Raw genomic sequence first — 20,439 nt, forward strand, 5'->3', positions numbered from 1 at the left:
CTCATGCGCTCTCTGTTCGCCCTGATACTGCTCATCGGTACCGGCATCGGCGTCGTCTATCCCTGGGCGATGACCAATTTCTCCGGCCGTGAGATCGGCACCTGGAGGGTTTACGACCAGGGCCGGTTCAAGCCAGTGACGGTGGCCCTTAGCGCACGCGACGGGCCGCTACGCGTGCTGGTCGACCTTACGGCAAGAGCCGAGCGTATCGTCTCGCAGCAGCGCACCGTGTTGACCCTCACTGCCGCCACCGCCGGCAGGACGGTGCTCGCCTCGACGCTGCAGTTCAACCATTCCGACAATCCTCGGCAGGTCAGTCCGCAACTGCCGGACAGGATCTTTCGCGACGAGGCCGGCCTGATCCCGACCGTTACCGCCGGCCCCTATATTTTTACCGTTGGTCCGGGCGACGCCGAGGGCATTCCGATGCGGGCCGTCGACCTCGTCCTGCGCTCGGCTGCCGGCGAGGTCGACCGCCGGGCGCGACCGGTCGGTTTTTCCCTGATGGCGGCCGGCTTGGCCGGGCTGGTGCTGGCATTCCGTTTCGGCGGCCGTCGGCCGGAAAATCCGAATTCGCAGCCGCCAGCGCCTCGCTGGGGCAGGGGCTCCAATTGAACTATCGCCACGCCTACCATGCCGGAAACTTCGCCGACGTCGTCAAGCATGTCGTGCTCAGCCGGCTGATCGAATATCTGAAGCAGAAGGACAAGGCGTTTCGGGTCATCGACACCCATGCCGGGATCGGCCGTTACGATCTGTCCTCGACCGAAGCGCAAAAGACCGGCGAATGGCAAGGCGGCATCGGCCGGCTGGTCGATGCGGCCCTCGATGCGCCGGTGGCAGCACTGCTGGCGCCGTATCTTGAAGCCGTCCGCTCGCTTAATCCGGACGGCGGCGTGAAAAAATACCCGGGTTCGCCGCTGATCGCTCGGCACCTGATGCGCAAGCAGGACCGGCTGTCGGCGGTCGAGCTGCATCCCAAGGATGCCGCCAGGCTGAAGTCGCTGTTCGACGGCGACTTCCAGACCCGGGTGATCGAGCTCGACGGCTGGCTGGCGCTCGGCGCGCATCTGCCGCCAAAGGAGAAGCGCGGCCTCGTCCTCATCGATCCGCCTTTCGAGGAAGAGGGCGAGTTCGGTCGCTTGGTCGACGGGCTGCAAAGAGCCCATCGGCGCTGGCCAGGAGGGATTTACGCGCTCTGGTATCCGTTCAAGGACCGCAAGGCGGTCGCCGCCTTCCGCAAGGCGCTGAAGCAGACGGGCGTTCCCAGGCTGCTCGACATCGGTTTTGAGATCAGGCCGGCCTCTGTCGAGCCGAGCCTCGATGGCTGCGGCATGGTGGTGGTCAATCCGCCCTTCACCCTGGAGGGCGAGTTGCGGACGCTGCTGCCGGCGCTGCACCGGCTGCTTGCTGTCGAGCAGCCATCGCATTGGACGCTGGACTGGCTGGCGGGAGAGTAGTTTGAGATGCGGTCGTTGTCGTTCCCTCAGCGCAACCGCGTCACCACAACCATAGTCGCTACAACCGCTTGACCGCGCGTCAGCGAATCCGCACAGTGCGCGCAGTCGACCTTGAGAGGCTGCCATGACTCGCTTCGCCCAATCCGCCCTTGCCGCACTGCTCGCCGTTTGCACGCCGCTGGCTGCGCCTCTTGGCGTTACTCAGGCGGTGCAGGCCGCCGACCTTGCAATCTATACTGATGAGGACAGCGGCGTGTGCGGCGAGGCCTGGGTGCTGAACAAAATCACCGACCGCTTCTCCTATCAGGTGCATCACGTGCCGCATCTGCCGGATGTGCAGATCGTCGACTTCCAGCGCATCCACCAGCATCGCTATCTGCCGGCCGACGACACCTGGCCGATCGGCCGCCGTTATTGCGGCGCCACCGTCAGCCTCTCCGACGGCCGCGCCCGCACCATCTGGTACCTGATCGAGGAAGGCCAGGGCTTTGCCTCGATCGGCGACAATGTCGAATTCTGCGTGTCGGGCTTCGACCGCTGGATGGTCTACAACGGCCGCTGCCGCGTCCTGCGCTGATCGCGCACTCGCTGATTCCGACTTTTTAGCACCGGCCACCTGATCGACCGTCACCGTTTCCATGCGGCGCAGCATTCGCGGGAAGCGCGATCTGCTGTCACGAGTTTGCGGGGAAACAGCACCACATGGATTTGCTTGTTTATACTGTTGCTCTCGGCGCGGTCGTTGCTGGCTTCGTCCAGGGGCTTTCCGGGTTCGCTTTCAGCCTGGTTGCCATGTCGATTTGGGTTTGGACCGTGGAACCCCAACTGGCTGCTGCCATGGCGGTCTTTGGGGCGCTCACCGGTCAGATCATCGCTGCCGTCACCGTCCGCCGGGGTTTCGACCTCAGGCTTCTGCTGCCCTTCCTGATTGGCGGGACCATAGGGATTCCGGTCGGTGTCGCCATCCTGCCCTTGCTGGATGTGCAGTTGTTCAAGCTGGTCTTCGGCGCGCTGCTGGTCGTTTGGTGTCCCTTGATGCTCTTTGCGCGTCGCCTCCCTCCCATCAAGGTCGGGGGTCCTGTTGCAGACGGTGCAATAGGTCTGGTCGGTGGCATCATGGGTGGACTTGGCGGCTTCACCGGCCCGGTTCCAACGCTGTGGTGCGTGCTGCGCCAATGGGAAAAGGACAGGCAGCGTATTGTCATCCAGAATTTCAACCTTGTGACCCTCTCCATGACGATGGCCGCCTATCTTGCGGCCGGAAAGATCAAGCTCGAAATGCTGCCGATGTTTGCCGTCGTCGCGCCGGCGATGTTGATACCGACACTCCTTGGCGCGAGACTCTACATCGGCGTTAGCGAGGCGACTTTTCGAAAGATCGTCCTCACACTCTTGGCCGCATCAGGTGCGGCATTGTTGGCATCGTCCCTGCCGCACCTCATAAGCCGGCTTTGAACGACACACAGAAATCCCGACTTCCGCCGTGCCATGCGCTATCGACCGGTACGGCCCGCTCCCGATAGGTAGGCGCAGATCAGTTCGACGAGTTGCTTTTGCAGCTCCGGCGCGGCGAGCATGTTCCGGCGTGCCGCGTTGTGGATCACACCTTCGATCGCTGACGACAGCACCCGCGCCACGGCCTCCGTGTCGGCGCCTTTCCTTGGCTTGCGATAACTGGCGACAGCAGCCGCATAGTGATTGAGGTATTGTGCCTGGAACGAAGCATGGGCGGCCCTGGAGCCACGATCGCCAGGCGCCTCGTCGAGCAGCACCTGGTGTAGTGTCGGGTGAATGCTGTGTGCCGCGATCATGCCGCGCACCAGCTCCTGCGCGAATGTCCTGAGCGGCTTTTGGTCTTCCGCCGAATCGCGAATGACCGACAGCACATGATCGAAGTGACGGCGCCGGACGGCTGCGAGCAGGGAGAGCTTGTCGGGAAAATACTGGTAGAGCGTGCCGATGCTCACACCTGCTGTCTCGGCCACTTTGTTGGTGGTGAAGCCGGCCCAGCCCAGCCCGCTCAGAACATGAGCCGCTGCCTCGATGATCGCCTCGACGGTTGCCCTGGAACGCGCCTGGCGCGGCTGCTTGCGCATGCGCGGATGCGGTCTTGCAATGCGAGTAGACACGCCCTCTCATTCTCCTGAAAATATAAACAACATACTCGCATTTCCGGAAAAGGACACCGACCATGAGTGCGCTCGCTCTGGTTCGCAGCCTGTTTGCCTATCAGGCCTGGGCCATGACGAACTGCTGGAAAAGCTCGCGAGTCTCGACCCGCATGTTCACGGCAAGGAACGGCAGGCCGTGATACGGCTCGTCGATCACAGCCATGTGGTGTCGCGGATATTCTCGGCGCACCTGGTTGACGCAAGCCATGGCTACTCCGCCGCCACCACTGAGGACACGCCGGCGTTCGACGAACTTCGCGCCGCGGTCGCAGCGACCGATCGCTGGTATCCCGATTATCTCGAAACCGTTTCGTCGCGGCAGCTGTCCGAGCCCCTCGCCTTCGTGTTCACCGACGGGGATAAGGTATTGATGTCGCGACAGGAAATGCTGACCCACGTCGTACTGCACGGCGGCTATCATCGCGGTGAAGCGGGGCGCATCCTGGCACAGATTTCCGTCATGCCGCCATGGGATACCTTCGCCGTCCATCTCCACAGGGCCGAGCCTTCGCGCCGGCTGCAGATGAGCCGTGAGCCGCCCGGCGCCTGAACGGCCAAGCGCTTTCGATCACGCCGGTCGGCTCGACCGGATCTATCGAACGATATCCTGTCCTTCAGAAATGTGAGCTGTCTGCTTACTTTCATCGCGCCGTGCAAGATAGTGCAGCGGCGTGCTCGTCGCGTTGCTTCCTACTTACCTGTAGTTTATCTTTTCAAACAAGACGAGGCGGGCGACCGCCTTCGTTCTGGACAATGTTCGCGCTGAGCGCCGGACGTTGAAGCGCAAAGCTGGTCGAAAAGGTCCTGAGCTTGACGAGAAGACCGGTCGAGATAGAGCGGCCAGAATTTCTGTCGCAGAACTTCACTGCGGGAGACAAAGATTCGCAGCCGGTTTTTGCGAGGGTAAAATGGTCGTGCGCTCGCCGTAACCGAAACTTAAGCTGCAAAAATCATTCTAATGCTTCGCTGGCTAGCAAGCCGCGAGTCAGATATGCAATGCGCGCCGGGTCAATAACGGCCGTCGGCACAACGGAAGGGGCATGATATGGCTAAGCAGTCATCCAAGGCGCCGGCATCCAAGGCACCGGCAAAGAAAGCACCAGCAAAAGCAGCCGCGGCAAAGGCCGCAACTGCTGTGAAGAAAGCGGCACCCGCTGCCAAAGCGAAGGCCGCCGCGCCTAAAGCAAAAGCAGCGCCGGCCAAAAAGCCGGCCGCCAAGGCCGCGGCAAAACCGGCCGTGAAGAAAGCAGCACCTGCTAAGGCAAAGGCAGCACCGGCCAAGGCTGCACCCGCAAAGAAGGCGGCACCGGCCAAGAAGCCGGCTGCAAAGGCGGCCGCGAAGCCAGCTGCGAAGAAGGCAGCACCGGCAAAGGCCGCCGCTGCGAAATCTTCTGCGGCAGTGAAGAAAGCAGCGCCCGCGGCCAAGCCGAAAGCAGCGCCCGCAAAGGCGAAGGCCAAGAAGTAGTCGCCGCCCTGCTACCGTCGGGGACAATACTCAAGACAGTCAGGGCGGGATGCCGGACAGGCGCCTCGCTTCTTGGTTGACGGTCGGGCAGAACGAGAAAGAGGCGGGAGGAAGACGTCTTTTCGCAGCTCCCAGGGCTTCGCCATGCGGCGAAGTCCGGTGGGATTTTCGTGGCTGCCAAAGGCTAACCTTCGGTGCAAGGCCGAGTTGGTAGCCAATCGGATTTGGATTGTCCGACCCGCTCGCGTCTGCCGCCGCACTGCGGCTTATCGCATCGCGATTGACGTCGAGACAATGGTTGTACGCTGGCGGCGCGGTTTTCCGCCTCTGGCCGTTGATGAACCCTGCATGATCGGTCAACAGTGCCCACGCACGAGCCCCTGTCGGAATCGATTTTCGGTGAGGGTCATGTGCGAAGTCACAATGCTACCGCGTCCTTTTGCGCGTCCAACGGGGCATATGGAGCTGTAGCCGCCAAACAGGAATCGACAATGCCCAGACTGCTCTACGCGTCTACTTCCCCCTACAGCTCCAAGGTGCGCATGGCAGCACTTTATGCTGGCATCGCGGTCGATCTCGTGCCGATAAAGACGGAGGAAAGGCCGGCCGAACTGATCGGCGCCAATCCGCTCGGCAAGATCCCGGTGCTGGTGCTCGATGACGGCCGCTCGGTCCACGACAGCCGCGCCATCACCCAGCATCTCAATCGGATGTCGAAGAACGCATTGTTTCCGCGCAATCCCGACAGGCGCCTTGAGGCGGAGGTGCTGGAGGCATTGGCCGACGGTATCTGCGACTGCGCGCTGTCGATGGTCTATGAGCGGCGCACGCGGCCGGAAGAGATGGTCTACCAGCCTTGGCTCGAGCGCCAGTGGACGAAGATTTCGGCCGCGCTCGATCTGCTCAACGCCAATCCGCCGAAGCTGCCGAAGAAAATCACCTTAGGCCAAATCGCATTGCGCGCCTGCCTTGGCTATCTCTCGCTGCGCTTCGCCGGAAAATGGGAAAAGGGCCGCGGCCGGCTGACGCGCTGGGCGGCACGCTTCGACGAGAAGTTCCCGGAACTGAAGCCCGCCATCCCGGCTTGAGGGCGGGCGGCCTCAACCGGTGCCACAAAAAAAGCCGGGCGCGAGGCCCGGCTTTTTCGTGTCGTGGCTTGGACGACTCAGAACTTCATACCGACGCCGAAAGTGACGCGATTGTCGGTCGACTTAACTTTGCCGATACCGTCGAAGTCCTTCCTGCCGAAGTCCGTGTAACGATACTCGACACGGCCGAACACATTGTCGGTGATCTTGATGTCGGTACCGACGCCGGCTGTCCAGCCGAACTGCGTGTTGGTGTCGCTTACGCCGGCAGCTTCAATCTTCTGGTTCTTCAGCGCGCCACCGGCGGTGCCGTAGAGCAGGATGTCCGGGCTGACGGCATAGCCGAGGCGGGCACGCAGCGAGCCCTCGAAGCCACCCTTGGCCTCGATGCCGGCATCGTCGCCCTTGACGCCGTTGTAGCCGATATCGGCTTCGGCACCGTAGACGAAGTTCTCCTGCTGCCAATTATAGCCGCCGAAGACGCCGCCGACAAAACCCTTGGTGTCGACGTCGACGCCAATGTCTTTGGCTTTGGCATGGCCGGCGAAGCCGTAGCCGACGCTCACACCGGCATAGGGACCGGCCCAGGATGCGACCGGAAGTTCTGCAATCGGGGCAGGTGCCGGCGGCTCTTCCTGAACCACGTCCGCGGCATAGGCAGTTCCGCCGAGGGCGAACAGCCCAAACGCCACCGCCAGCGGTCGCGCAAATTTAAGATTGGCTTGCATTGTTCTTTACTCCTTAAGCCACAGGACACAGGCTTGTTTTTCATGAGCGCCCTCAACCCGTCCGGGGGATGAAACGGATCCGGCGTTCAACGGTTGCAAATGTCGTGTCGAAATGCGGCTGAAGCGAACCTGAACTTGGGTCATTCCCTGGCACGAATGAGGCAGAACCTTGACGTTGCATCTTCGCAACAGCGAATGTCAGCAGGTTCGCCGTGCTGCACTGCACACGGCTTGGTATAAGGGCTCCAGCGCCCTATATTGCGGACGGGCTGGCCCGAATTCCGGTCGAACCAGAACGCCCACCGGCCACTTTGCCACAATCTTGCCCCAGGTGGAAATGGGATTTAACGCTTGGCGGGCCATAATTTGCCGGCGCTATCCCGGCAGGTCGGAATCGGCATCGGATTAAGGATTGACAGATGAGCAAGGTCGCCGCGACGGCACTGGTGACGGGCGGGGCGAGGCGGATCGGCAGGGCGATCGTCGAAGATCTTGCCGGGCATGGTTTTGCCGTCGCCATTCACTGCAATCGCTCGCTGGCCGAGGCGGAGGCGCTCGCGGCCGAAATCAACGGTGGTCATTTTGGTCGACATGGCCAGGCCGCCGTGGTTGCTGCCGACCTGACCGACATGGATGCCGTCGGCAACCTTGTCGGCCGCGCGGCGGCGGCGCTCGGGCCGGTGTCGCTGCTGGTCAACAACGCCTCGCTGTTCGAGCACGACAGTGTTGAGGATTTCGACTGGCCGGCCTGGGATCGCCATTTCGCCGTGCATGTCAAGGCGCCGGCGCTGTTGGCGCAGACTTTCGCCCGGGCCTTGCCGCAGAACAGTGAGGGGCTGATCGTCAACATGATCGACCAGCGCGTCTGGCGCCCGACGCCGCGTTATTTTTCCTATGCGCTGTCGAAGTCGACATTGTGGGCGTCGACCGAGATGATGGCGCAGGCGCTGGGTCCCCGCATCCGCGTCAACGCTATTGGTCCTGGCCCGACCTTGAAGAACACGCGCCAGCACGACAGCGATTTCGATGCCCAGATTGCCGGGCTGATCCTGAAACGCGGCCCGGAATTGCCGGAATTCGGTGCCACCATCCGTTATCTGTGGGCGGCACGCTCGGTCACCGGCCAGATGATTGCGCTCGACGGCGGCCAGCACCTTGCATGGCAGACGCCCGATGTGACAGGCATGGCGGAATGAGCCCCATGGACCAGAAACAAAAAACGCGCGGTGGCGCCGACGACCTGCCGCCCGAAATCGACCTCGAGGACGAGGCGGCCGAAGAGGTCGTCGAGCCTGCGGCCGGCGGTCCGGACGTCACCTTCACCGCCATCGACTGGACCCCGCATGCCGGCGACGCCGACGGCATGGTCGGCGCCGAGGTGATCCAGACGCTGGTCAAGCGGCTGCCCAATGCGCCCGGCGTCTACCGGATGATGAATGCCGCCGGCGACGTGCTCTATGTCGGCAAGGCACGCAGCCTCAAGAAGCGGGTCACCAGCTACGCGCAAGGCCGGTTCCACACCAGCCGCATCGGCCGCATGGTGCGCGAGACGTCGACGATGGAGTTCGTCGTCACCCGCACCGAGATCGAAGCGCTGCTGCTTGAAGCCAACCTCATCAAGCGCTTGCGGCCACGCTTCAACGTGCTGATGCGCGACGACAAGTCGTTCCCCTATATCCTGTTGACCGGCGATCATGTCTCGCCCGGTATCTACAAGCATCGTGGCGCGCGCTCACGCAAGGGAGACTATTTCGGCCCCTTCGCCTCGGCCGGCGCCGTCGGCCGTACCATCAACTCGCTGCAGCGCGCCTTCCTGCTCAGGAGCTGCACCGACTCCTTCTATGAGAACCGCACCCGGCCTTGCCTTTTGTTCCAGATCAAGCGCTGCGCCGGCCCATGCACCGGCGAAATCTCGCATGGCGATTATGCAAGGCTTGTCGCCGAGGCGAAGGATTTCCTTTCCGGCCGCAGCCAGAAGGTGAAGACGGAGATCTCCGCCGCCATGCAGCAGGCTTCGGAGAACCTCGATTTCGAACGCGCCGCCATCTATCGCGACCGGCTGGCGGCGCTGTCGCATGTGCAGAGCCATCAAGGCATCAATCCGCAGACCGTCGACGAGGCCGATGTCTTCGCCATCCATCAGGAGGGCGGCCAGGTCTGCATCCAGGTGTTCTTCTTCCGCACCGGCCAGAACTGGGGCAACCGCGCCTATTTTCCCAAGGCCGATCCGGCGCTCGAAGCCGGCGAGGTGCTGGGATCGTTCCTGGCGCAGTTCTACGACGACAAGCCGACGCCGCGCACCATCCTGTTGTCGCATGGCGTCGAGGACCAGGAATTGCTGGCGGAGGCGCTCTCCACCCGGGCCGGCCGCAAGGTGTCGATCTCGGTGCCGCAGCGCGGCGAGAAAAAGGACCTGACCGACAATGCGCTGCAGAATTCGCGCGAAGCGCTCGGCCGGCGGCTGGCCGAAACCTCAACTCAGGCGCGGCTGCTCACTGGCTTTGCCGAGACCTTCGGCCTGGAAAAGCCGCCGGTGCGCATCGAGGTCTATGACAACTCGCACATCATGGGAACCAACGCCGTCGGCGCCATGGTCGTCGCCGGGCCGGAAGGGTTTGTGAAGAACCAGTATCGAAAGTTCAACATCCGCTCGACCGAGATCACGCCGGGCGACGATTTCGGCATGATGCGCGAGGTGATGCAGCGGCGCTTCTCGCGGCTGTTGAAGGAACATGGCGATGCCCCGCAAACCGAGGGCACGGGCGAGGCGAGCCCTACCGAACCGGGCGACGATATCGAGGACGCGGGCGGCTTCCCCGCCTGGCCCGACGTCATCCTCATCGACGGCGGCCAGGGCCAGATGACGGCGGTGCGCAAGATCCTCGCCGATCTCGGCATCGAGGATCGCGTTGTCGCCATCGGCATCGCCAAGGGTCAGGACCGCGATGCCGGCCGCGAACGCTTCTTCGTCAAGGGCAGGGCCCCATTCTCGCTGCCCGTTCGCGATCCGGTGCTCTATTTCGTCCAGCGGCTGCGCGACGAGGTCCATCGCTTCGCCATCGGTTCGCACCGCGCCCGCCGCAAGAAGGAGATGGTCAAGAGCCCGCTCGACGAGATCAGCGGCATCGGCCCGGGCCGCAAGCGCGCGCTGCTGATGCATTTCGGTACGGCCAAGGCGGTCAGCCGTGCCGCCGTCGAAGACTTGGTCAAGGTCGACGGCATTTCCGAACAGGTGGCGAAATTGGTCTACAATCATTTTCACGAGAGCTAAGACTTATTGCCGATATTTCGGCTGGCTAATCGATTCTGGCCTGTTGACCCCCCACATTCGCTTCTGATTTGACTAAGCAGGCAGAAAGAGTTCCCAAAACATGTCCCAGCGCGCGTTCAACCTGCCCAACATGCTCACTTACGCCCGCATCCTGGCGGTGCCGCTGGTGGTGCTATGCTTCTTCCTAGAGGGGCATCTGAAATCGAGCGACTTCGCGCGCTGGTCGGCGCTCATCATTTTCCTGCTCGCCTCGATCACCGATTACTTCGACGGCTATCTGGCGCGCGCCTGGCAGCAGACCTCCAACATCGGCAAGATGCTGGACCCGATCGCCGACAAGCTGCTGGTCGCCACTTGCCTGCTGCTGCTTGCCGCCGACACCGACCGCCATGCCGGCATCGCCGGCTGGTCGCTGTGGGCGGCGATCATCATCCTGTGCCGCGAGATCCTGGTCTCGGGCCTGCGCGAATATCTGGCGGCTTTGAAGGTCTCGGTGCCGGTGACGCAGCTCGCCAAATGGAAGACCACCATCCAGATGATCGCCATCGCCTTCCTGCTTGCGGGCCCGGCCGGCGACAAGCTCTTTCCGCTGACCACCCAGACCGGGCTGGTGCTGCTGTGGATCGCCGCCCTGGTGACGCTTTACACTGGCTACGACTATTTCCGCGCCGGCCTCAAGCACATCATGGACGAGTAGCATGTCGACGAAGCTCATTTATTTCGCCTGGGTGCGCGAGCGGATCGGCAGACCGGAAGAAGACGTCGAGTTGCCGGCCGGCATCGAAACGGTCGCCGACCTGTTGCGCTGGCTGAAATCGCGCGGCGAGGAATACGAGCACGCGCTGCAATATCCTGACGTGATCCGCGTCGCCATCAACCAGGAACATGTCGAGCACCGCGAAAAGATCGCCGGCGCGCGCGAGATCGCGCTGTTCCCGCCGATGACCGGTGGCTGAACCATGTCCGCGGTGGTGCCTGTCGTGCGCATCCAGGCGGAGGATTTCGACGTCGCCGCCGAGATCGCCAGGCTGACCAGGGGTCGCAACGACATCGGCGCTGTGGTGACCTTCTCCGGCCTTTGCCGCGACGAGCAAGGCAGGCTCTCCGCGCTCGAGCTCGAACATTATCCCGGAATGGCTGAAGCCGAGATATCCCGCATCGCCGGCGAGGCAATCGAGCGCTGGCCGCTGCAGGGGCTCACCGTCATCCATCGCCACGGCAAGATCGCGCCGGGCGAAAACATCGTGCTGGTGGTGTCCGCTTCCGCCCACCGGCAGGCGGCGTTCGAGGCCGCGAATTTCCTGATGGATTATTTGAAATCACGGGCGCCGTTCTGGAAAAAGGAACACCATAGCGACGGTTCCGAAGGCGGCTGGGTCGACGCCAAGGAGGCCGACGACAAGGCGGCGAGCCGCTGGAAGCGAGACTGACCAGGCTTCCGCGAGCCCTCAACCTTTGTCAGTGCCGATCAGATGATCGAGCGAAATCCGGCCGGGTCCCCAGGCCATGATGCCAAGCGCCATCGCCGCCCAGGTAATGTGCAGCGGCGAGCCGTCCGGCACGGTGAGCTCGATGACCAGCGTCATCAGCAGCAACCCGAACGCCGCCAGTCGCGTCGCCAGGCCGAAAACAAGGAGAACTGGCAACACGATCTCCGCTGACCCTGAAGCGAACGCCACCAGCGCGGGTGCCGGAAAATCATAAGGACCGCCCGGCAGATGCAATTTGAGTTCCGAGCTGAAAAGCAGCACTGCGACATCGTTCAACTGTAGAAAACCGTCCCATGTTGACGCCGGACCGCCAGAACGGGACAGCGAGCGCGCAGCGCAGGACAAGCTGCGTCAGCGATGGCGTCGCGATCGTGCGCAGGGCGGCATTCAGCCTTTCGACGAGAGCGGCGAACCCTCGCGGTTCGGTGCTCGCGTTCTGCCTATGGCTCATCGTGCTCACCTTTCCTGATGTGCCGTCGTGAAGGCTCCCGCTTCCAGCACACCGGCAATGTTGGCGGAAAGCTCGAATTCGGCACTCTCCGCAAACGCTGCCGCGGCCGCTGCACCGAGCGACTCGCCCGCGACCAGATGCGAGATAAATACTGCGCCGCCGGGCGGTAGGTGGCGGACGAAGACCTCGAGGCCGGGCCGCGTGACCAGCGCATCTTCAGCGCCCGTTGCCCGGATCGGCCCAACAGGAGCGTCGTTCCGGTTTGCCGCGAAGACTGTGACTGCCGGGAACCGGGAGCGCGCGATCCGCGTCGCCGGATGCGGCCGCAGCACGGTGTCGGCAAGCCTCTCGCGAGGGATCGACGCCAGTGCCTCAGCCGACAGCGCCTCCGCGTCGGCGGCATGATAGGCATCGAGCCAGGCCCGCTCGATGCGCGCCACGTCGGCCAGCCACGGCATCGACTGCGCGTGTTCGTAGCGCTCGATGAAATCGGGAAAGTCGCGGCCATATTCGAATAGAAGCGGCGAGGTGGGTGGCGTTTCGCGGATGTGAAAGCGCGCCATCGCGCGAAAGAAATCCGGGCCGGTGATGCGCAGCGTCGCTGGAAAGCTGGCGGCCAGCGCATCGATCAGGCTGACCGTGACGTTGTTGCGGTAGACGGCATATCGCTTGATCGCAGCCTTCCCGTTCGGCCCCGAGACAGAGTCAGGCGGGGCACGGTCAGGATCGAGCAAACCGGCGGTGAATGCCGCCGCATAGTCAAACCGGCGGCCGAGATCGCCCGACTGGAGCTCATCCTGCGGCATGGGCTTTTCCGAGACAGTCGCCGAGCGTGGACTGAACAGAGTTTGCGGAGCGGCCAAGAAGGCCGACGACAAGGCGGCGGGCCGCTGGAAGCGCCCCGCCGTCCAAACAAATTCCTGGGACAGCCATGCCCATACGCCGCCGGCCATTCATTGACCGCAATCCTGCGAAACCCTTTGCCGAAGGGGAGCAGGATCATGCTGGACAGGATCGCCGAGTTCTTCATCTTCGGACTGGTGCCGCTGGCCGTTGGCATACTTGCCGTTCCGGATCGTTCCGTGGCTGCCGAAAAGACCCTCAAGGGCGAGGTGATGTATCGCGAGCGCATCGCGCTGCCGCCCAATGCCGTGCTTTCCGTGCAGCTTGCCGACGTGTCGCTGGCCGACGCGCCGGCAGCAATCATCGGCGAGCGCAAGGTGGTGCCGGCCGGCCAGGTGCCGATCAAGTTCGAGATCAGCTTCGACCCGCGGGTGATCCGGCCTGATATGACCTACGCGCTGCAGGCGCGCATCACCGTCGATGACCGGCTGCTATTCGTCACCGATACGCGCCATCAGGTCGACCCGCTCAGCGACGCGCCACAGACCATCATGCTGAAAATGGCGGCGCCGGGCGACGAGCCGGCGGCACCTTCCGTGTTCGGCCAAAGCTGGCTGGTCGAATATATCGACGGCGTCGGCGTGATTGCCGAGCCGCGGGCGACATTCCGCATCAGCGAAGCCGGCAAGGCCGGCGGCAGCGGCCCTTGCAACGTCTATTTCGCCACCGCCAGGATAAACGGCTCGACGATCGCTATCAGCGACATCGGCTCGACCTTTAAGGCCTGCGCGCCTCAGGTCATGGCCGAGGAAAAGGCGCTGTTCGAGGCGCTGGCCAAAGCAGCATCCTACCACGTCGACGCCGGCAAGCTTGTCATCGCCGACAGAGATGGCCGCGACATCCTGCGCTTCAATGCCGCGAGCTAGCGCTTAGTCCGCGCCGATTGGCCCGCGCGGCAGCCGCATGTCGATCACGATGTGTTTCAGCGGGAAGAGGCCGGGCAGAGGGCGCGTTAGTTCCACATAAATGGCGGGTAAGGCAAAAGGGACATTTGTCCCTTCGTTGAAGCCGCCAGAATGGCTGCGGCTCGTTCTGGCCTTAACTCAAAGGAGTCCAGACATGAAAACGCACACGCTTATCCTTGCCGCCACCGGTGCATCGCTCCTTGCCTTTACCGGCCTTGCCAAGGCGGACGACCATCTTGTCAATGCTCTTGACCACGGTCTCAAAGCGGACAGCCAACCGTTCCAGACCAACAAGGCCGGCCATAGCGGCGATCTCGCACCGGGGCAGGGCAGCCCGTTTTCAGGTGAAGAGACCAAGACCCCGTCCACCGACACGGAGGCGGCGAATGAACATGCGAACGTGAAGGAACGCCAGGCGAAATAGACTGACAGAACCCGCCGCTAGGGGGCGGCGGGCGACACACATCCTAGCGACAAAGTCGCATACGCCCGGCATTCTCAATTTGTCGCTTGTTTGAATACCGCGCCATAGTGATAGGGCGGCACATCAACCAATTCGGCAAGCTTGAACCCGCTCGCTTCCACCGCCGCGATGGTCTGTTTGGGTGACAGCCTCAGCTCGGTCTTTGGCCCGCGCGGCTCGCCCAAGAGCGTGGTTTGCTCGCGCGGATACTGGTGCCAGTTGACGATGGCAAAACGACCGGCAGGGTCAAGCGTCGTCCGCACGGCGCGGGCAAGGCGCGGCCGGTCCGGAACGCCATGGAAAGCGTTGGCCATGAAAACGAAGTCGACGGTCTGAGGCACCAGCCCGGCAAGCTCATAGGCGTCGCCCGCCACAAACTCGCAATTGCCCGCGCCGCCTTCGGCCAACCGCCGCCTTGCGACTTCGAGCAGATCGGCATCGATGTCGATAGCGATTACATGACGGGCGACCCTGGCGATTGGCAGCGTGAACCAGCCGTCGCCGCAGCAGAGATCGACCACGTCCGTGCCGGGCTTCATGCCTACTGCCGCCAGGACGCTGGCGGGCTCGGGCCACAGCGCTTCCCACCAGCCGCTGGTTGGCATTTCGGTGCCCTGGAAGAAGCCGGGAATGGCGCTGGTCATGGCCTTGTCGGCTCCCCAAAATCCTCATTGTCGGGACGGCGTTTGATCCGCCCTCCGAGCTTAACGCACCGGTGACCCGTCGAGGAGCCTGAAGCTGAAAATGTCCGCTACTGCATATCGCGCAGCAGCGTGCAGCGGTTTTGCGATACCGGCATGCATCAAAACAAGAACCTGAAGTGCATCGCATGAGACCGATCGAACGCGACGCGCTTTAGCGAAAAAGGCCGGCGTTGCGCCGGCCTTTTGATGGGGTTCGGAATGCCGGCTTAGCCGACGATCTCGGTATCCGAGAACCAGTATTTGATCTCTTGCGCGGCGGTTTCCGGCGCATCGGAACCGTGCACGGAGTTCTCGCCGATCGACAGTGCGTGCAGCTTGCGGATAGTGCCTTCGGCGGCGCTTGCCGGATTGGTGGCGCCCATCACTTCGCGGTTCTTGGCAATGGCGTTCTCGCCTTCCAGTACCTGCACGACTGTCGGGCCCGACGACATGGATTCGACCAGCTCGCCGAAGAACGGACGTTCCTTGTGCACGGCATAGAAACCTTCCGCCTCGCGGCGGCTCATCCACACCCGGCGCGAAGCCACGACGCGCAGGCCGGCATCTTCCAGTATCTTGGTAATAGCGCCGGTGAGATTGCGACGGGTCGCGTCCGGCTTGATCATGGAAAAGGTGCGTTCGAGCGCCATGGGGTCGTCCTTGTGATGGAGAGTGGAATTGAGGGTGGCGGGCTCTATACAAGCCGCCCGCCGCCTTGCCAAGGGGAGGCCGGCGCAGCGCGCATTTCTGCGGTGGGGCGGCGGACTTTCAAGTCGAACCATGCCGCCGCTCATCTTTTTGTTGAGATCGGATTTTCCGACAACCGGTACCCACTTGGGTCCGATCGACTGGCCGCCCTATAGCGCGTCGTCGTCAGCCTGACCCGACGTCGTCATAACTGCATCTCGATCGTCAAGTTGGCCGTGTCGCCAGCCCCGAGGCCTTCGCGGACCCGCACCGCGGTCTTGATCGGCAAGAGCAGGCTGCCGGATTTCTTGTCGGGAAACAGCGATGTCCGCCATCTGGTCTGGCCGATGACGGCCTCCACGCCAAGGGAGCCCCAGGGGCCTTGCCATCCCAACCATCGCCGCCTTGATCCGGGCTCCAAGCTCCGGCGGCAGGGTCACGAAATGCCAGCCGCCCTTGCCCTGATAGACCCAGATCTCGGCCTGCATGTCGTAGCGAAACATTCTATGCACTTCCTCAGGTCAAGGCCTTCACGACCGGCTTTGCCATGGTGTCTTGCTGGCATGCTGACGATCGGCGAACCATCCATGATATCCACAGCCCTGCTGGGGAGGAGTCATTCTTCCCCGCAAGGAGGATGGCAGCGCTGCCATTCCACTACCGCCTTGTCACGATAGACGGCCGCCGCGTTTCCCAGCCTTCCCGTTCCAGTTCCGGCACGCTGTGGTTCTCGCTGGGGTAGCCGATGCAGAAGTAACCGATCAGTGTCCACTCCGGCGGCACGTCCAGGATCGTCGCCATCTCGGCCGGGTCGAGGATCGAGACCCAGCCCATGCCTATTCCCTCGGCGCGCGCCGCCAGCCACATCGTGTGGACCGCCATGACAGCGGAATAGTCTATGGTGGCTGGCATGGTCTGGCGGCCAAGCCCATGCCCTTGCTCGGTTGCGCGGTCGGCGAAAACCGCAAGCTGGCAGGGCGCCTCGTTCAGGCCGGCAAGTTTCAGGCGCCCATACAGCGCGGCGCGTTCACCGCAAAAATTTGCGAGTGCCTCCGCGTTGCAGCGCTCGAAGCATGCCCTGACGGCGGCGCGGCATGTTTCGCTCTCGACGATGACGAAGCGCCAAGGTTGGCTCAGCCCGACGGACGGCGCGGCGCTGGCAAGCTCGAGCAGCCGCTCCAGCGCCCCTTCCGGGAGCGGCGTCGGCTTGAACCGCCTGACGTCGCGCCGCCACAGGAAGAGCTTGGCAAGCCCGGCGCGAAAATCGGCCGGGAACTCTGGGTTTGCGGTCATGGCGCGCTGCCTCTGTTGTGGTTGCCCGGTTCGCCGGTTTTTCGTCTTGTTTGCTTCGATCCGGGCAGTGATGCGGCGCCTCAAGCGACACTTCGTCTACCCGCGTTGTCGCATTTCGCCGGGCGGGAATTCTAATGCATGTCGCGCAAAAGTGTGCAGCGGTTTTGCGGCAACGACAAACAAGTGCATGCCGCGCAAAGGTGTGCAGCGGTTTTGCGGTAACGACATGCATCAAAACAAGAACCTAAAGCGCGTCACATGAGGCCGGTCGAACGCGACGCGCTTTAGCCGAGGCCGGGCGACGTTGCCGTCATCTACGCCGTTGAACCTTGATCGGCAAACAAAACCCGCCTCGGCAAGCCGGGCGGGTCGTCGGTACGAATCAGCACCATACCGAAATTAGTAGCATAGCTGCCGGCACAAAGCAAGAACAAAATGTGCCGCCGCCGATGAAAACTGCCGATTTCAACTCTCGAGGCGGGAGATCGCTGCCGCCACGACGTTGCGGCCGAGGCCGCCATGCAGATCGAGGCATCGTTCGAACCATTGCGCCACGACGTCGCCGTCGTCGAGCAGCCGGTAGGGCGTGGCGATTCGCGCCCATTGCAGCGCGCCGAAAACGATGTAATCGGCAAATAGCGGCGACGGGCCGCCAATGAAGGGCTGATAGCCGAGCATCGAGCGGAGCGGCTCCAGCGAGGCGCGGAAGCCGGCGAGCCCGGCGTCGCGGGTGGCGCAAACCGCCTCCAGGCACCTGCCGAAGCGCTGCTCGCGGTTCTGCCGGAAATAGGCGGCGTTCGCTTCGTCCTGCATGGCATGCAGGTCCAGTAGCGCCGCGGTGGTGACGTAGGGATGGATGGTCAGCTGCGACCAGCGTTCGATGAAGCGCGCCGTCGCCTTACCGCCGTCGCCGGAAAACAATGTCGGCCGCTCGGGATAGGTCTCCTCGAGATAGAGCGCGATGGCGAAGGAATCGGCGACCACCGTCTCGCCGTCGCGGATCACCGGAACGAGCTTCGAAACGCCGCCTTCCACCTTCGGCACTTCGAGGAAACAGGTCGGCACGCTGGCGATGTCGAGTCCCTTGTGGGCCAGCGCCATCGCCGCCTTCCAGCAATGTGGGCTGAACGGGCGAGCGGCGTCGCGTCCAACAAGGTCGTAGAGCAGAATGGTCATTGGCGGCAGCGTCCTTGCAGTCTAACTATGGCCGAAACAGACCCGCGCGAAACAGGGTCTCGCAGGTCGAGAGAAAATGAAACAGCATTTCAGGATGTTTGCGGCCTACAATCAATGGGCCAACGGCCGCATCTACGATGCCGCCGCCGATCTCGACGAGGAAGAGTTCGACCGCAATATCGGCGTCTTCTTCGGTTCGATGATGGGAACGCTCAACCACCTCCTGGCAGCCGACCGTATCTGGATGAAACGCTTCACCGGCGAGGGCGACGCGCCGGCAAGGCTCGACACGATCCTGCACCGCGCCTTGCCAGGCTTGCGGCTGGCGCGCGAGGCCGAGGACAAACGGATCATCGACTGGGTCGACGGCCTGAGCGACAAGGCGCTGTCGGGCCGCTTCTCCTACATGACCGTCTCGGATATGCGCACCGTCTCGCAGCGGCTGGCGCCGGCGCTCGACCACTTCTTCAACCACCAGACCCACCACCGCGGCCAGGCGCATGCGATCCTGACCATTCTGGGCAAGCCAAGCCTCGGACTGGACCTGACGATGTTCCAGCGTAGCGAGGAGGGCAGGGCTTTCGCCTGAACCTGGGGCGGCTGGTGAAGCGGACGGTGGATAGAGGACAATCTGCCGAGATTGCAAAACGCGCCAAAACATTTTATGGAGCGGACGGTCGTGAGGGCGGCCGCTCCAGCAGCATTCAGCAGCAACAGCGAGAATTGGCACGCATGCCCAATGAACCCTTGCGCCTTGTGGCGTTCTTCGCCGTGGTCCTGGCGCTTCTCAACTCCGGTTATTATTTCCACCAGGGCGACATTGTCGCGACCATCTATTTCATGATCGGCGCCATTCTTGTGACCGCGGTGACGCGGATGAGCATCAGAAGGCAGCTGATTTAGGACCGATCTTCTTATCTGGCCGCCATCTCGACGGCTGGTTCGCTTCGACTGCGATCGAATTGAAAGCAAAGTCTTAGGACTTCGTTTGTGCTGTTGCTTCAAGGTAGCCGGCTGAAGCAGGAGCAAAAGCATGCAGATCGATTTGTCCCCGACGAGCTGGGGCAGGGTCGTGGCGGTTACCGTCGCGGGTACGGCGGTCTGCATTGCAGCCGCATTCCTCGTCGACTCCTTCAATTTCCCATATTTGTCGCCGGAAGCGCTGTGGCGGGCGCAGCTGACCGACCTGCTGCTGCCGCTTATCCTGGCCAGCTCCTTCTTCTTTTTCCTGATGTGGAAAATGCGCCAGTTGGCGATCGCGCAGAAGGCACTGGCCGTCGTCGCGGCGACCGACAGCCTGACGGCGGTGTTCAACCGGGGTGCGTTTTCCATGCTCGTCGAGGCCTATCTCGAACAGGCCCGCAGCCATTCTGTCGTTAATGCCGGCGCCTTGCTGATCGTCGATGCCGACCATTTCAAATCCGTCAACGACCGCCTCGGCCACGACTGCGGAGACCAGGCGCTCAAGCTGATCGCCAAGACAATCCAGGGCCAGCTACGCGGCGCCGATATCGTCGGCCGGATCGGCGGCGAGGAATTTGCGGTTTTCCTTCCCGGCGCAGATCCTTCGCAGTCCTGGCTGGTGGCGGAGACAATTCGCCGACGCGTCCGTGAGGCGGAGTTCTCGCCTGACGGCCGGCCCTGTCCTCTCTCGGTCAGCATCGGCGGCGTCGCCTTCAGCGGGCCGACCACCTACGCCGAGATGTTCGTGGTGGCGGACAAGCACCTTTACAAGGCCAAATCGAACGGCCGCGATCAGGTCAGTTTCGAACCCGCAGCAGCGGGCGACCCGCCGGGCAGCGGCCCGATGACGGTCCATTGATGGTCGTTTCGGTCAGGCGGCGTAGCCGCCGAGGCCCCGGGCGACCGGCTTGACCGAGACCGCCGGCTGGGCGGCCGGCCAGAGGATGCCTGCCGTCACGGCGAAGGTGATCAGAGCGTCGCGTGCCGCTTCGGCCGAGATCTCGCCGGCACGTGCCGCCTCGCAGGCCTTCACCGCGGCGCCATAGCTCAGCCGGCGGCGCGAAGGCGGGAACTCGGTGAGGAATTCGTGCATCTCGGAGAACGATGCGATCGTACGCTTGTAGCCGGCGCCAACGGTTAGGGCGACCGGGGTGGAAAACGTCCTGTCGTGCATTCTGGCCTCTCGAATGGGCGGAGGTCACGGCGGACGCCGTTCTCCGGTCTGGGGGTCGGGCAGAAACG

26 protein-coding genes and 1 pseudogene are annotated in these 20,439 nt (G+C 63.0%); 17 read left to right on the forward strand and 10 right to left on the reverse strand.

Annotated elements, in window-relative coordinates; genetic code table 11:
* The first annotated feature begins 3 nt into the window (after positions 1 to 3).
* From NKH42_RS27035 to NKH42_RS27050, 4 genes are all read left to right on the forward strand, one after another.
* Positions 4 to 615, forward strand: a complete 612-nt coding sequence (locus NKH42_RS27035) for a hypothetical protein (RefSeq protein WP_352507919.1) — start codon at positions 4 to 6, stop codon at positions 613 to 615.
* Positions 612 to 1,460: a 23S rRNA (adenine(2030)-N(6))-methyltransferase RlmJ gene (locus NKH42_RS27040; RefSeq protein ID WP_352689593.1), complete on the forward strand. Its 849-nt coding sequence runs from the start codon at positions 612 to 614 to the stop codon at positions 1,458 to 1,460. The genes NKH42_RS27035 and NKH42_RS27040 overlap by 4 nt, the downstream gene beginning before the upstream one ends.
* Before the next feature lie 124 nt (positions 1,461 to 1,584).
* Positions 1,585 to 2,037: a hypothetical protein gene (locus NKH42_RS27045; protein ID WP_352507916.1), complete on the forward strand. Its 453-nt coding sequence runs from the start codon at positions 1,585 to 1,587 to the stop codon at positions 2,035 to 2,037.
* 125 nt (positions 2,038 to 2,162) lie between these two features.
* Positions 2,163 to 2,915, forward strand: a complete 753-nt coding sequence (locus tag NKH42_RS27050) for a sulfite exporter TauE/SafE family protein (protein ID WP_352507915.1) — start codon at positions 2,163 to 2,165, stop codon at positions 2,913 to 2,915.
* 38 nt (positions 2,916 to 2,953) lie between these two features.
* Here the strand turns inward: NKH42_RS27050 and NKH42_RS27055 are convergent, their stop codons facing one another.
* Positions 2,954 to 3,589 carry a TetR/AcrR family transcriptional regulator gene (locus NKH42_RS27055; protein ID WP_352507914.1) on the reverse strand — a complete coding sequence of 212 codons (636 nt, stop codon included), beginning with the start codon at positions 3,587 to 3,589 and terminating at the stop codon, positions 2,954 to 2,956.
* On the opposite strand from NKH42_RS27055, the gene NKH42_RS27060 reads away from it, so the two are divergent.
* The 3 genes from NKH42_RS27060 (at position 3,576) to NKH42_RS27070 (ending at position 6,184) form a co-directional block, all read left to right on the forward strand.
* Positions 3,576 to 4,181, forward strand: coding sequence for a DinB family protein (locus NKH42_RS27060; protein WP_352507913.1), 606 nt, complete (start codon positions 3,576 to 3,578; stop codon positions 4,179 to 4,181). The genes NKH42_RS27055 and NKH42_RS27060 overlap by 14 nt on opposite strands.
* A 495-nt stretch (positions 4,182 to 4,676) precedes the next feature.
* Positions 4,677 to 5,096, forward strand: coding sequence for a hypothetical protein (locus NKH42_RS27065; RefSeq protein ID WP_352479251.1), 420 nt, complete (start codon positions 4,677 to 4,679; stop codon positions 5,094 to 5,096).
* A 491-nt stretch (positions 5,097 to 5,587) separates the two neighbouring features.
* Complete coding sequence (locus NKH42_RS27070) at positions 5,588 to 6,184, forward strand: glutathione S-transferase family protein (RefSeq protein ID WP_352479252.1); 597 nt, start codon at positions 5,588 to 5,590, stop codon at positions 6,182 to 6,184.
* A gap of 77 nt (positions 6,185 to 6,261) precedes the next feature.
* Here NKH42_RS27070 and NKH42_RS27075 read toward each other — a convergent pair whose 3' ends face one another.
* Positions 6,262 to 6,912, reverse strand: coding sequence for an outer membrane protein (locus NKH42_RS27075; protein ID WP_254820293.1), 651 nt, complete (start codon positions 6,910 to 6,912; stop codon positions 6,262 to 6,264).
* Positions 6,913 to 7,331: 419 nt separating this feature from the next.
* Between NKH42_RS27075 and NKH42_RS27080 the strand changes: the two genes are divergently transcribed.
* The 5 genes from NKH42_RS27080 (at position 7,332) to NKH42_RS27100 (ending at position 11,613) form a co-directional block, all read left to right on the forward strand.
* On the forward strand, positions 7,332 to 8,108 hold the full coding sequence (locus NKH42_RS27080; protein ID WP_352752890.1) for an SDR family oxidoreductase: 777 nt from the start codon (positions 7,332 to 7,334) through the stop codon (positions 8,106 to 8,108).
* Entirely contained in the window at positions 8,105 to 10,183 is a 2,079-nt protein-coding gene (gene uvrC / locus NKH42_RS27085) for an excinuclease ABC subunit UvrC (RefSeq protein WP_352752888.1), read from the forward strand. The genes NKH42_RS27080 and uvrC overlap by 4 nt, the downstream gene beginning before the upstream one ends.
* Before the next feature lie 100 nt (positions 10,184 to 10,283).
* A complete protein-coding gene (gene pgsA / locus NKH42_RS27090) occupies positions 10,284 to 10,880 on the forward strand; it encodes a CDP-diacylglycerol--glycerol-3-phosphate 3-phosphatidyltransferase (RefSeq protein ID WP_254820290.1) in 597 nt (198 codons plus the stop codon).
* 1 nt (position 10,881) lies between these two features.
* Positions 10,882 to 11,139, forward strand: a complete 258-nt coding sequence (gene moaD / locus NKH42_RS27095) for a molybdopterin converting factor subunit 1 (protein WP_352507910.1) — start codon at positions 10,882 to 10,884, stop codon at positions 11,137 to 11,139.
* A 3-nt stretch (positions 11,140 to 11,142) separates the two neighbouring features.
* Positions 11,143 to 11,613 (forward strand): molybdenum cofactor biosynthesis protein MoaE, encoded by a 471-nt coding sequence (locus tag NKH42_RS27100; protein WP_352689597.1) that lies wholly within the window; start codon positions 11,143 to 11,145, stop codon positions 11,611 to 11,613.
* An 18-nt stretch (positions 11,614 to 11,631) separates the two neighbouring features.
* Here the strand turns inward: NKH42_RS27100 and NKH42_RS27105 are convergent.
* Both NKH42_RS27105 and NKH42_RS27110 read right to left on the reverse strand, forming a co-directional pair.
* Positions 11,632 to 12,124: pseudogene (locus NKH42_RS27105) on the reverse strand (DoxX family protein).
* 5 nt (positions 12,125 to 12,129) lie between these two features.
* Positions 12,130 to 12,930, reverse strand: coding sequence for an HvfC/BufC family peptide modification chaperone (locus tag NKH42_RS27110; protein ID WP_352507907.1), 801 nt, complete (start codon positions 12,928 to 12,930; stop codon positions 12,130 to 12,132).
* A gap of 195 nt (positions 12,931 to 13,125) precedes the next feature.
* Here NKH42_RS27110 and NKH42_RS27115 point away from each other — a divergent pair, with 195 nt between their 5' ends.
* Together NKH42_RS27115 and NKH42_RS27120 are read left to right on the forward strand one after the other, a co-directional pair.
* Positions 13,126 to 13,893, forward strand: a complete 768-nt coding sequence (locus NKH42_RS27115; RefSeq protein WP_352705323.1) for a YbaY family lipoprotein — start codon at positions 13,126 to 13,128, stop codon at positions 13,891 to 13,893.
* A 193-nt stretch (positions 13,894 to 14,086) separates the two neighbouring features.
* Complete coding sequence (locus NKH42_RS27120) at positions 14,087 to 14,356, forward strand: hypothetical protein (RefSeq protein ID WP_254820285.1); 270 nt, start codon at positions 14,087 to 14,089, stop codon at positions 14,354 to 14,356.
* Between the two features lie 74 nt (positions 14,357 to 14,430).
* Here the strand turns inward: NKH42_RS27120 and NKH42_RS27125 are convergent, their stop codons facing one another.
* From NKH42_RS27125 to NKH42_RS27145, 5 genes are all read right to left on the reverse strand, one after another.
* Positions 14,431 to 15,039 (reverse strand): class I SAM-dependent methyltransferase, encoded by a 609-nt coding sequence (locus NKH42_RS27125; RefSeq protein WP_352689598.1) that lies wholly within the window; start codon positions 15,037 to 15,039, stop codon positions 14,431 to 14,433.
* Positions 15,040 to 15,305: 266 nt separating this feature from the next.
* Entirely contained in the window at positions 15,306 to 15,728 is a 423-nt protein-coding gene (ndk, locus tag NKH42_RS27130) for a nucleoside-diphosphate kinase (RefSeq protein ID WP_023677669.1), read from the reverse strand.
* A 242-nt stretch (positions 15,729 to 15,970) separates the two neighbouring features.
* Entirely contained in the window at positions 15,971 to 16,186 is a 216-nt protein-coding gene (locus tag NKH42_RS27135; RefSeq protein ID WP_502906431.1) for a DUF1905 domain-containing protein, read from the reverse strand.
* Positions 16,187 to 16,422: 236 nt separating this feature from the next.
* On the reverse strand, positions 16,423 to 17,058 hold the full coding sequence (bluB, locus tag NKH42_RS27140; RefSeq protein WP_352507903.1) for a 5,6-dimethylbenzimidazole synthase: 636 nt from the start codon (positions 17,056 to 17,058) through the stop codon (positions 16,423 to 16,425).
* A gap of 465 nt (positions 17,059 to 17,523) precedes the next feature.
* Positions 17,524 to 18,234, reverse strand: coding sequence for a glutathione S-transferase family protein (locus tag NKH42_RS27145; RefSeq protein ID WP_352752885.1), 711 nt, complete (start codon positions 18,232 to 18,234; stop codon positions 17,524 to 17,526).
* Positions 18,235 to 18,310: 76 nt separating this feature from the next.
* Between NKH42_RS27145 and NKH42_RS27150 the strand changes: the two genes are divergently transcribed.
* From NKH42_RS27150 to NKH42_RS27160, 3 genes are all read left to right on the forward strand, one after another.
* The gene (locus tag NKH42_RS27150; RefSeq protein WP_352457652.1) at positions 18,311 to 18,823 is read left to right on the forward strand and encodes a DinB family protein; all 513 of its coding nucleotides are present in this window, start codon (positions 18,311 to 18,313) and stop codon (positions 18,821 to 18,823) included.
* A gap of 14 nt (positions 18,824 to 18,837) precedes the next feature.
* Complete coding sequence (locus NKH42_RS27155) at positions 18,838 to 19,137, forward strand: hypothetical protein (protein ID WP_352752883.1); 300 nt, start codon at positions 18,838 to 18,840, stop codon at positions 19,135 to 19,137.
* A 130-nt stretch (positions 19,138 to 19,267) separates the two neighbouring features.
* Positions 19,268 to 20,056: a GGDEF domain-containing protein gene (locus NKH42_RS27160; RefSeq protein WP_352649748.1), complete on the forward strand. Its 789-nt coding sequence runs from the start codon at positions 19,268 to 19,270 to the stop codon at positions 20,054 to 20,056.
* A 12-nt stretch (positions 20,057 to 20,068) separates the two neighbouring features.
* Here NKH42_RS27160 and NKH42_RS27165 read toward each other — a convergent pair whose 3' ends face one another.
* Complete coding sequence (locus NKH42_RS27165; RefSeq protein ID WP_352452964.1) at positions 20,069 to 20,371, reverse strand: DUF982 domain-containing protein; 303 nt, start codon at positions 20,369 to 20,371, stop codon at positions 20,069 to 20,071.
* Positions 20,372 to 20,439: the final 68 nt, after the last annotated feature.

Origin of the sequence: Mesorhizobium sp. M1142, from assembly GCF_040318565.1 — a bacterium.
Lineage (GTDB): Bacteria > Pseudomonadota > Alphaproteobacteria > Rhizobiales > Rhizobiaceae > Mesorhizobium.

What these genes read in the sequence shown, in the direction of transcription:
- NKH42_RS27110 (WP_352507907.1), bottom strand. Translation starts at nt 12,930, where the DNA reads ATGCCGCAGGATGAGCTCCAGTCGGGCGATCTCGGCCGCCGGTTTGAC.
- NKH42_RS27145 (WP_352752885.1), bottom strand. Translation starts at nt 18,234, where the DNA reads ATGACCATTCTGCTCTACGACCTTGTTGGACGCGACGCCGCTCGCCCG.
- bluB (WP_352507903.1), bottom strand. Translation starts at nt 17,058, where the DNA reads ATGACCGCAAACCCAGAGTTCCCGGCCGATTTTCGCGCCGGGCTTGCC.
- NKH42_RS27115 (WP_352705323.1), top strand. Translation starts at nt 13,126, where the DNA reads ATGCTGGACAGGATCGCCGAGTTCTTCATCTTCGGACTGGTGCCGCTG.
- NKH42_RS27165 (WP_352452964.1), bottom strand. Translation starts at nt 20,371, where the DNA reads ATGCACGACAGGACGTTTTCCACCCCGGTCGCCCTAACCGTTGGCGCC.
- NKH42_RS27045 (WP_352507916.1), top strand. Translation starts at nt 1,585, where the DNA reads ATGACTCGCTTCGCCCAATCCGCCCTTGCCGCACTGCTCGCCGTTTGC.
- NKH42_RS27050 (WP_352507915.1), top strand. Translation starts at nt 2,163, where the DNA reads ATGGATTTGCTTGTTTATACTGTTGCTCTCGGCGCGGTCGTTGCTGGC.
- NKH42_RS27125 (WP_352689598.1), bottom strand. Translation starts at nt 15,039, where the DNA reads ATGACCAGCGCCATTCCCGGCTTCTTCCAGGGCACCGAAATGCCAACC.
- NKH42_RS27120 (WP_254820285.1), top strand. Translation starts at nt 14,087, where the DNA reads ATGAAAACGCACACGCTTATCCTTGCCGCCACCGGTGCATCGCTCCTT.
- NKH42_RS27065 (WP_352479251.1), top strand. Translation starts at nt 4,677, where the DNA reads ATGGCTAAGCAGTCATCCAAGGCGCCGGCATCCAAGGCACCGGCAAAG.
- uvrC (WP_352752888.1), top strand. Translation starts at nt 8,105, where the DNA reads ATGAGCCCCATGGACCAGAAACAAAAAACGCGCGGTGGCGCCGACGAC.
- NKH42_RS27080 (WP_352752890.1), top strand. Translation starts at nt 7,332, where the DNA reads ATGAGCAAGGTCGCCGCGACGGCACTGGTGACGGGCGGGGCGAGGCGG.
- pgsA (WP_254820290.1), top strand. Translation starts at nt 10,284, where the DNA reads ATGTCCCAGCGCGCGTTCAACCTGCCCAACATGCTCACTTACGCCCGC.
- NKH42_RS27075 (WP_254820293.1), bottom strand. Translation starts at nt 6,912, where the DNA reads ATGCAAGCCAATCTTAAATTTGCGCGACCGCTGGCGGTGGCGTTTGGG.
- ndk (WP_023677669.1), bottom strand. Translation starts at nt 15,728, where the DNA reads ATGGCGCTCGAACGCACCTTTTCCATGATCAAGCCGGACGCGACCCGT.
- NKH42_RS27060 (WP_352507913.1), top strand. Translation starts at nt 3,576, where the DNA reads ATGCGAGTAGACACGCCCTCTCATTCTCCTGAAAATATAAACAACATA.
- moaD (WP_352507910.1), top strand. Translation starts at nt 10,882, where the DNA reads ATGTCGACGAAGCTCATTTATTTCGCCTGGGTGCGCGAGCGGATCGGC.
- NKH42_RS27070 (WP_352479252.1), top strand. Translation starts at nt 5,588, where the DNA reads ATGCCCAGACTGCTCTACGCGTCTACTTCCCCCTACAGCTCCAAGGTG.
- NKH42_RS27100 (WP_352689597.1), top strand. Translation starts at nt 11,143, where the DNA reads ATGTCCGCGGTGGTGCCTGTCGTGCGCATCCAGGCGGAGGATTTCGAC.
- NKH42_RS27035 (WP_352507919.1), top strand. Translation starts at nt 4, where the DNA reads ATGCGCTCTCTGTTCGCCCTGATACTGCTCATCGGTACCGGCATCGGC.
- NKH42_RS27150 (WP_352457652.1), top strand. Translation starts at nt 18,311, where the DNA reads ATGAAACAGCATTTCAGGATGTTTGCGGCCTACAATCAATGGGCCAAC.
- NKH42_RS27160 (WP_352649748.1), top strand. Translation starts at nt 19,268, where the DNA reads ATGCAGATCGATTTGTCCCCGACGAGCTGGGGCAGGGTCGTGGCGGTT.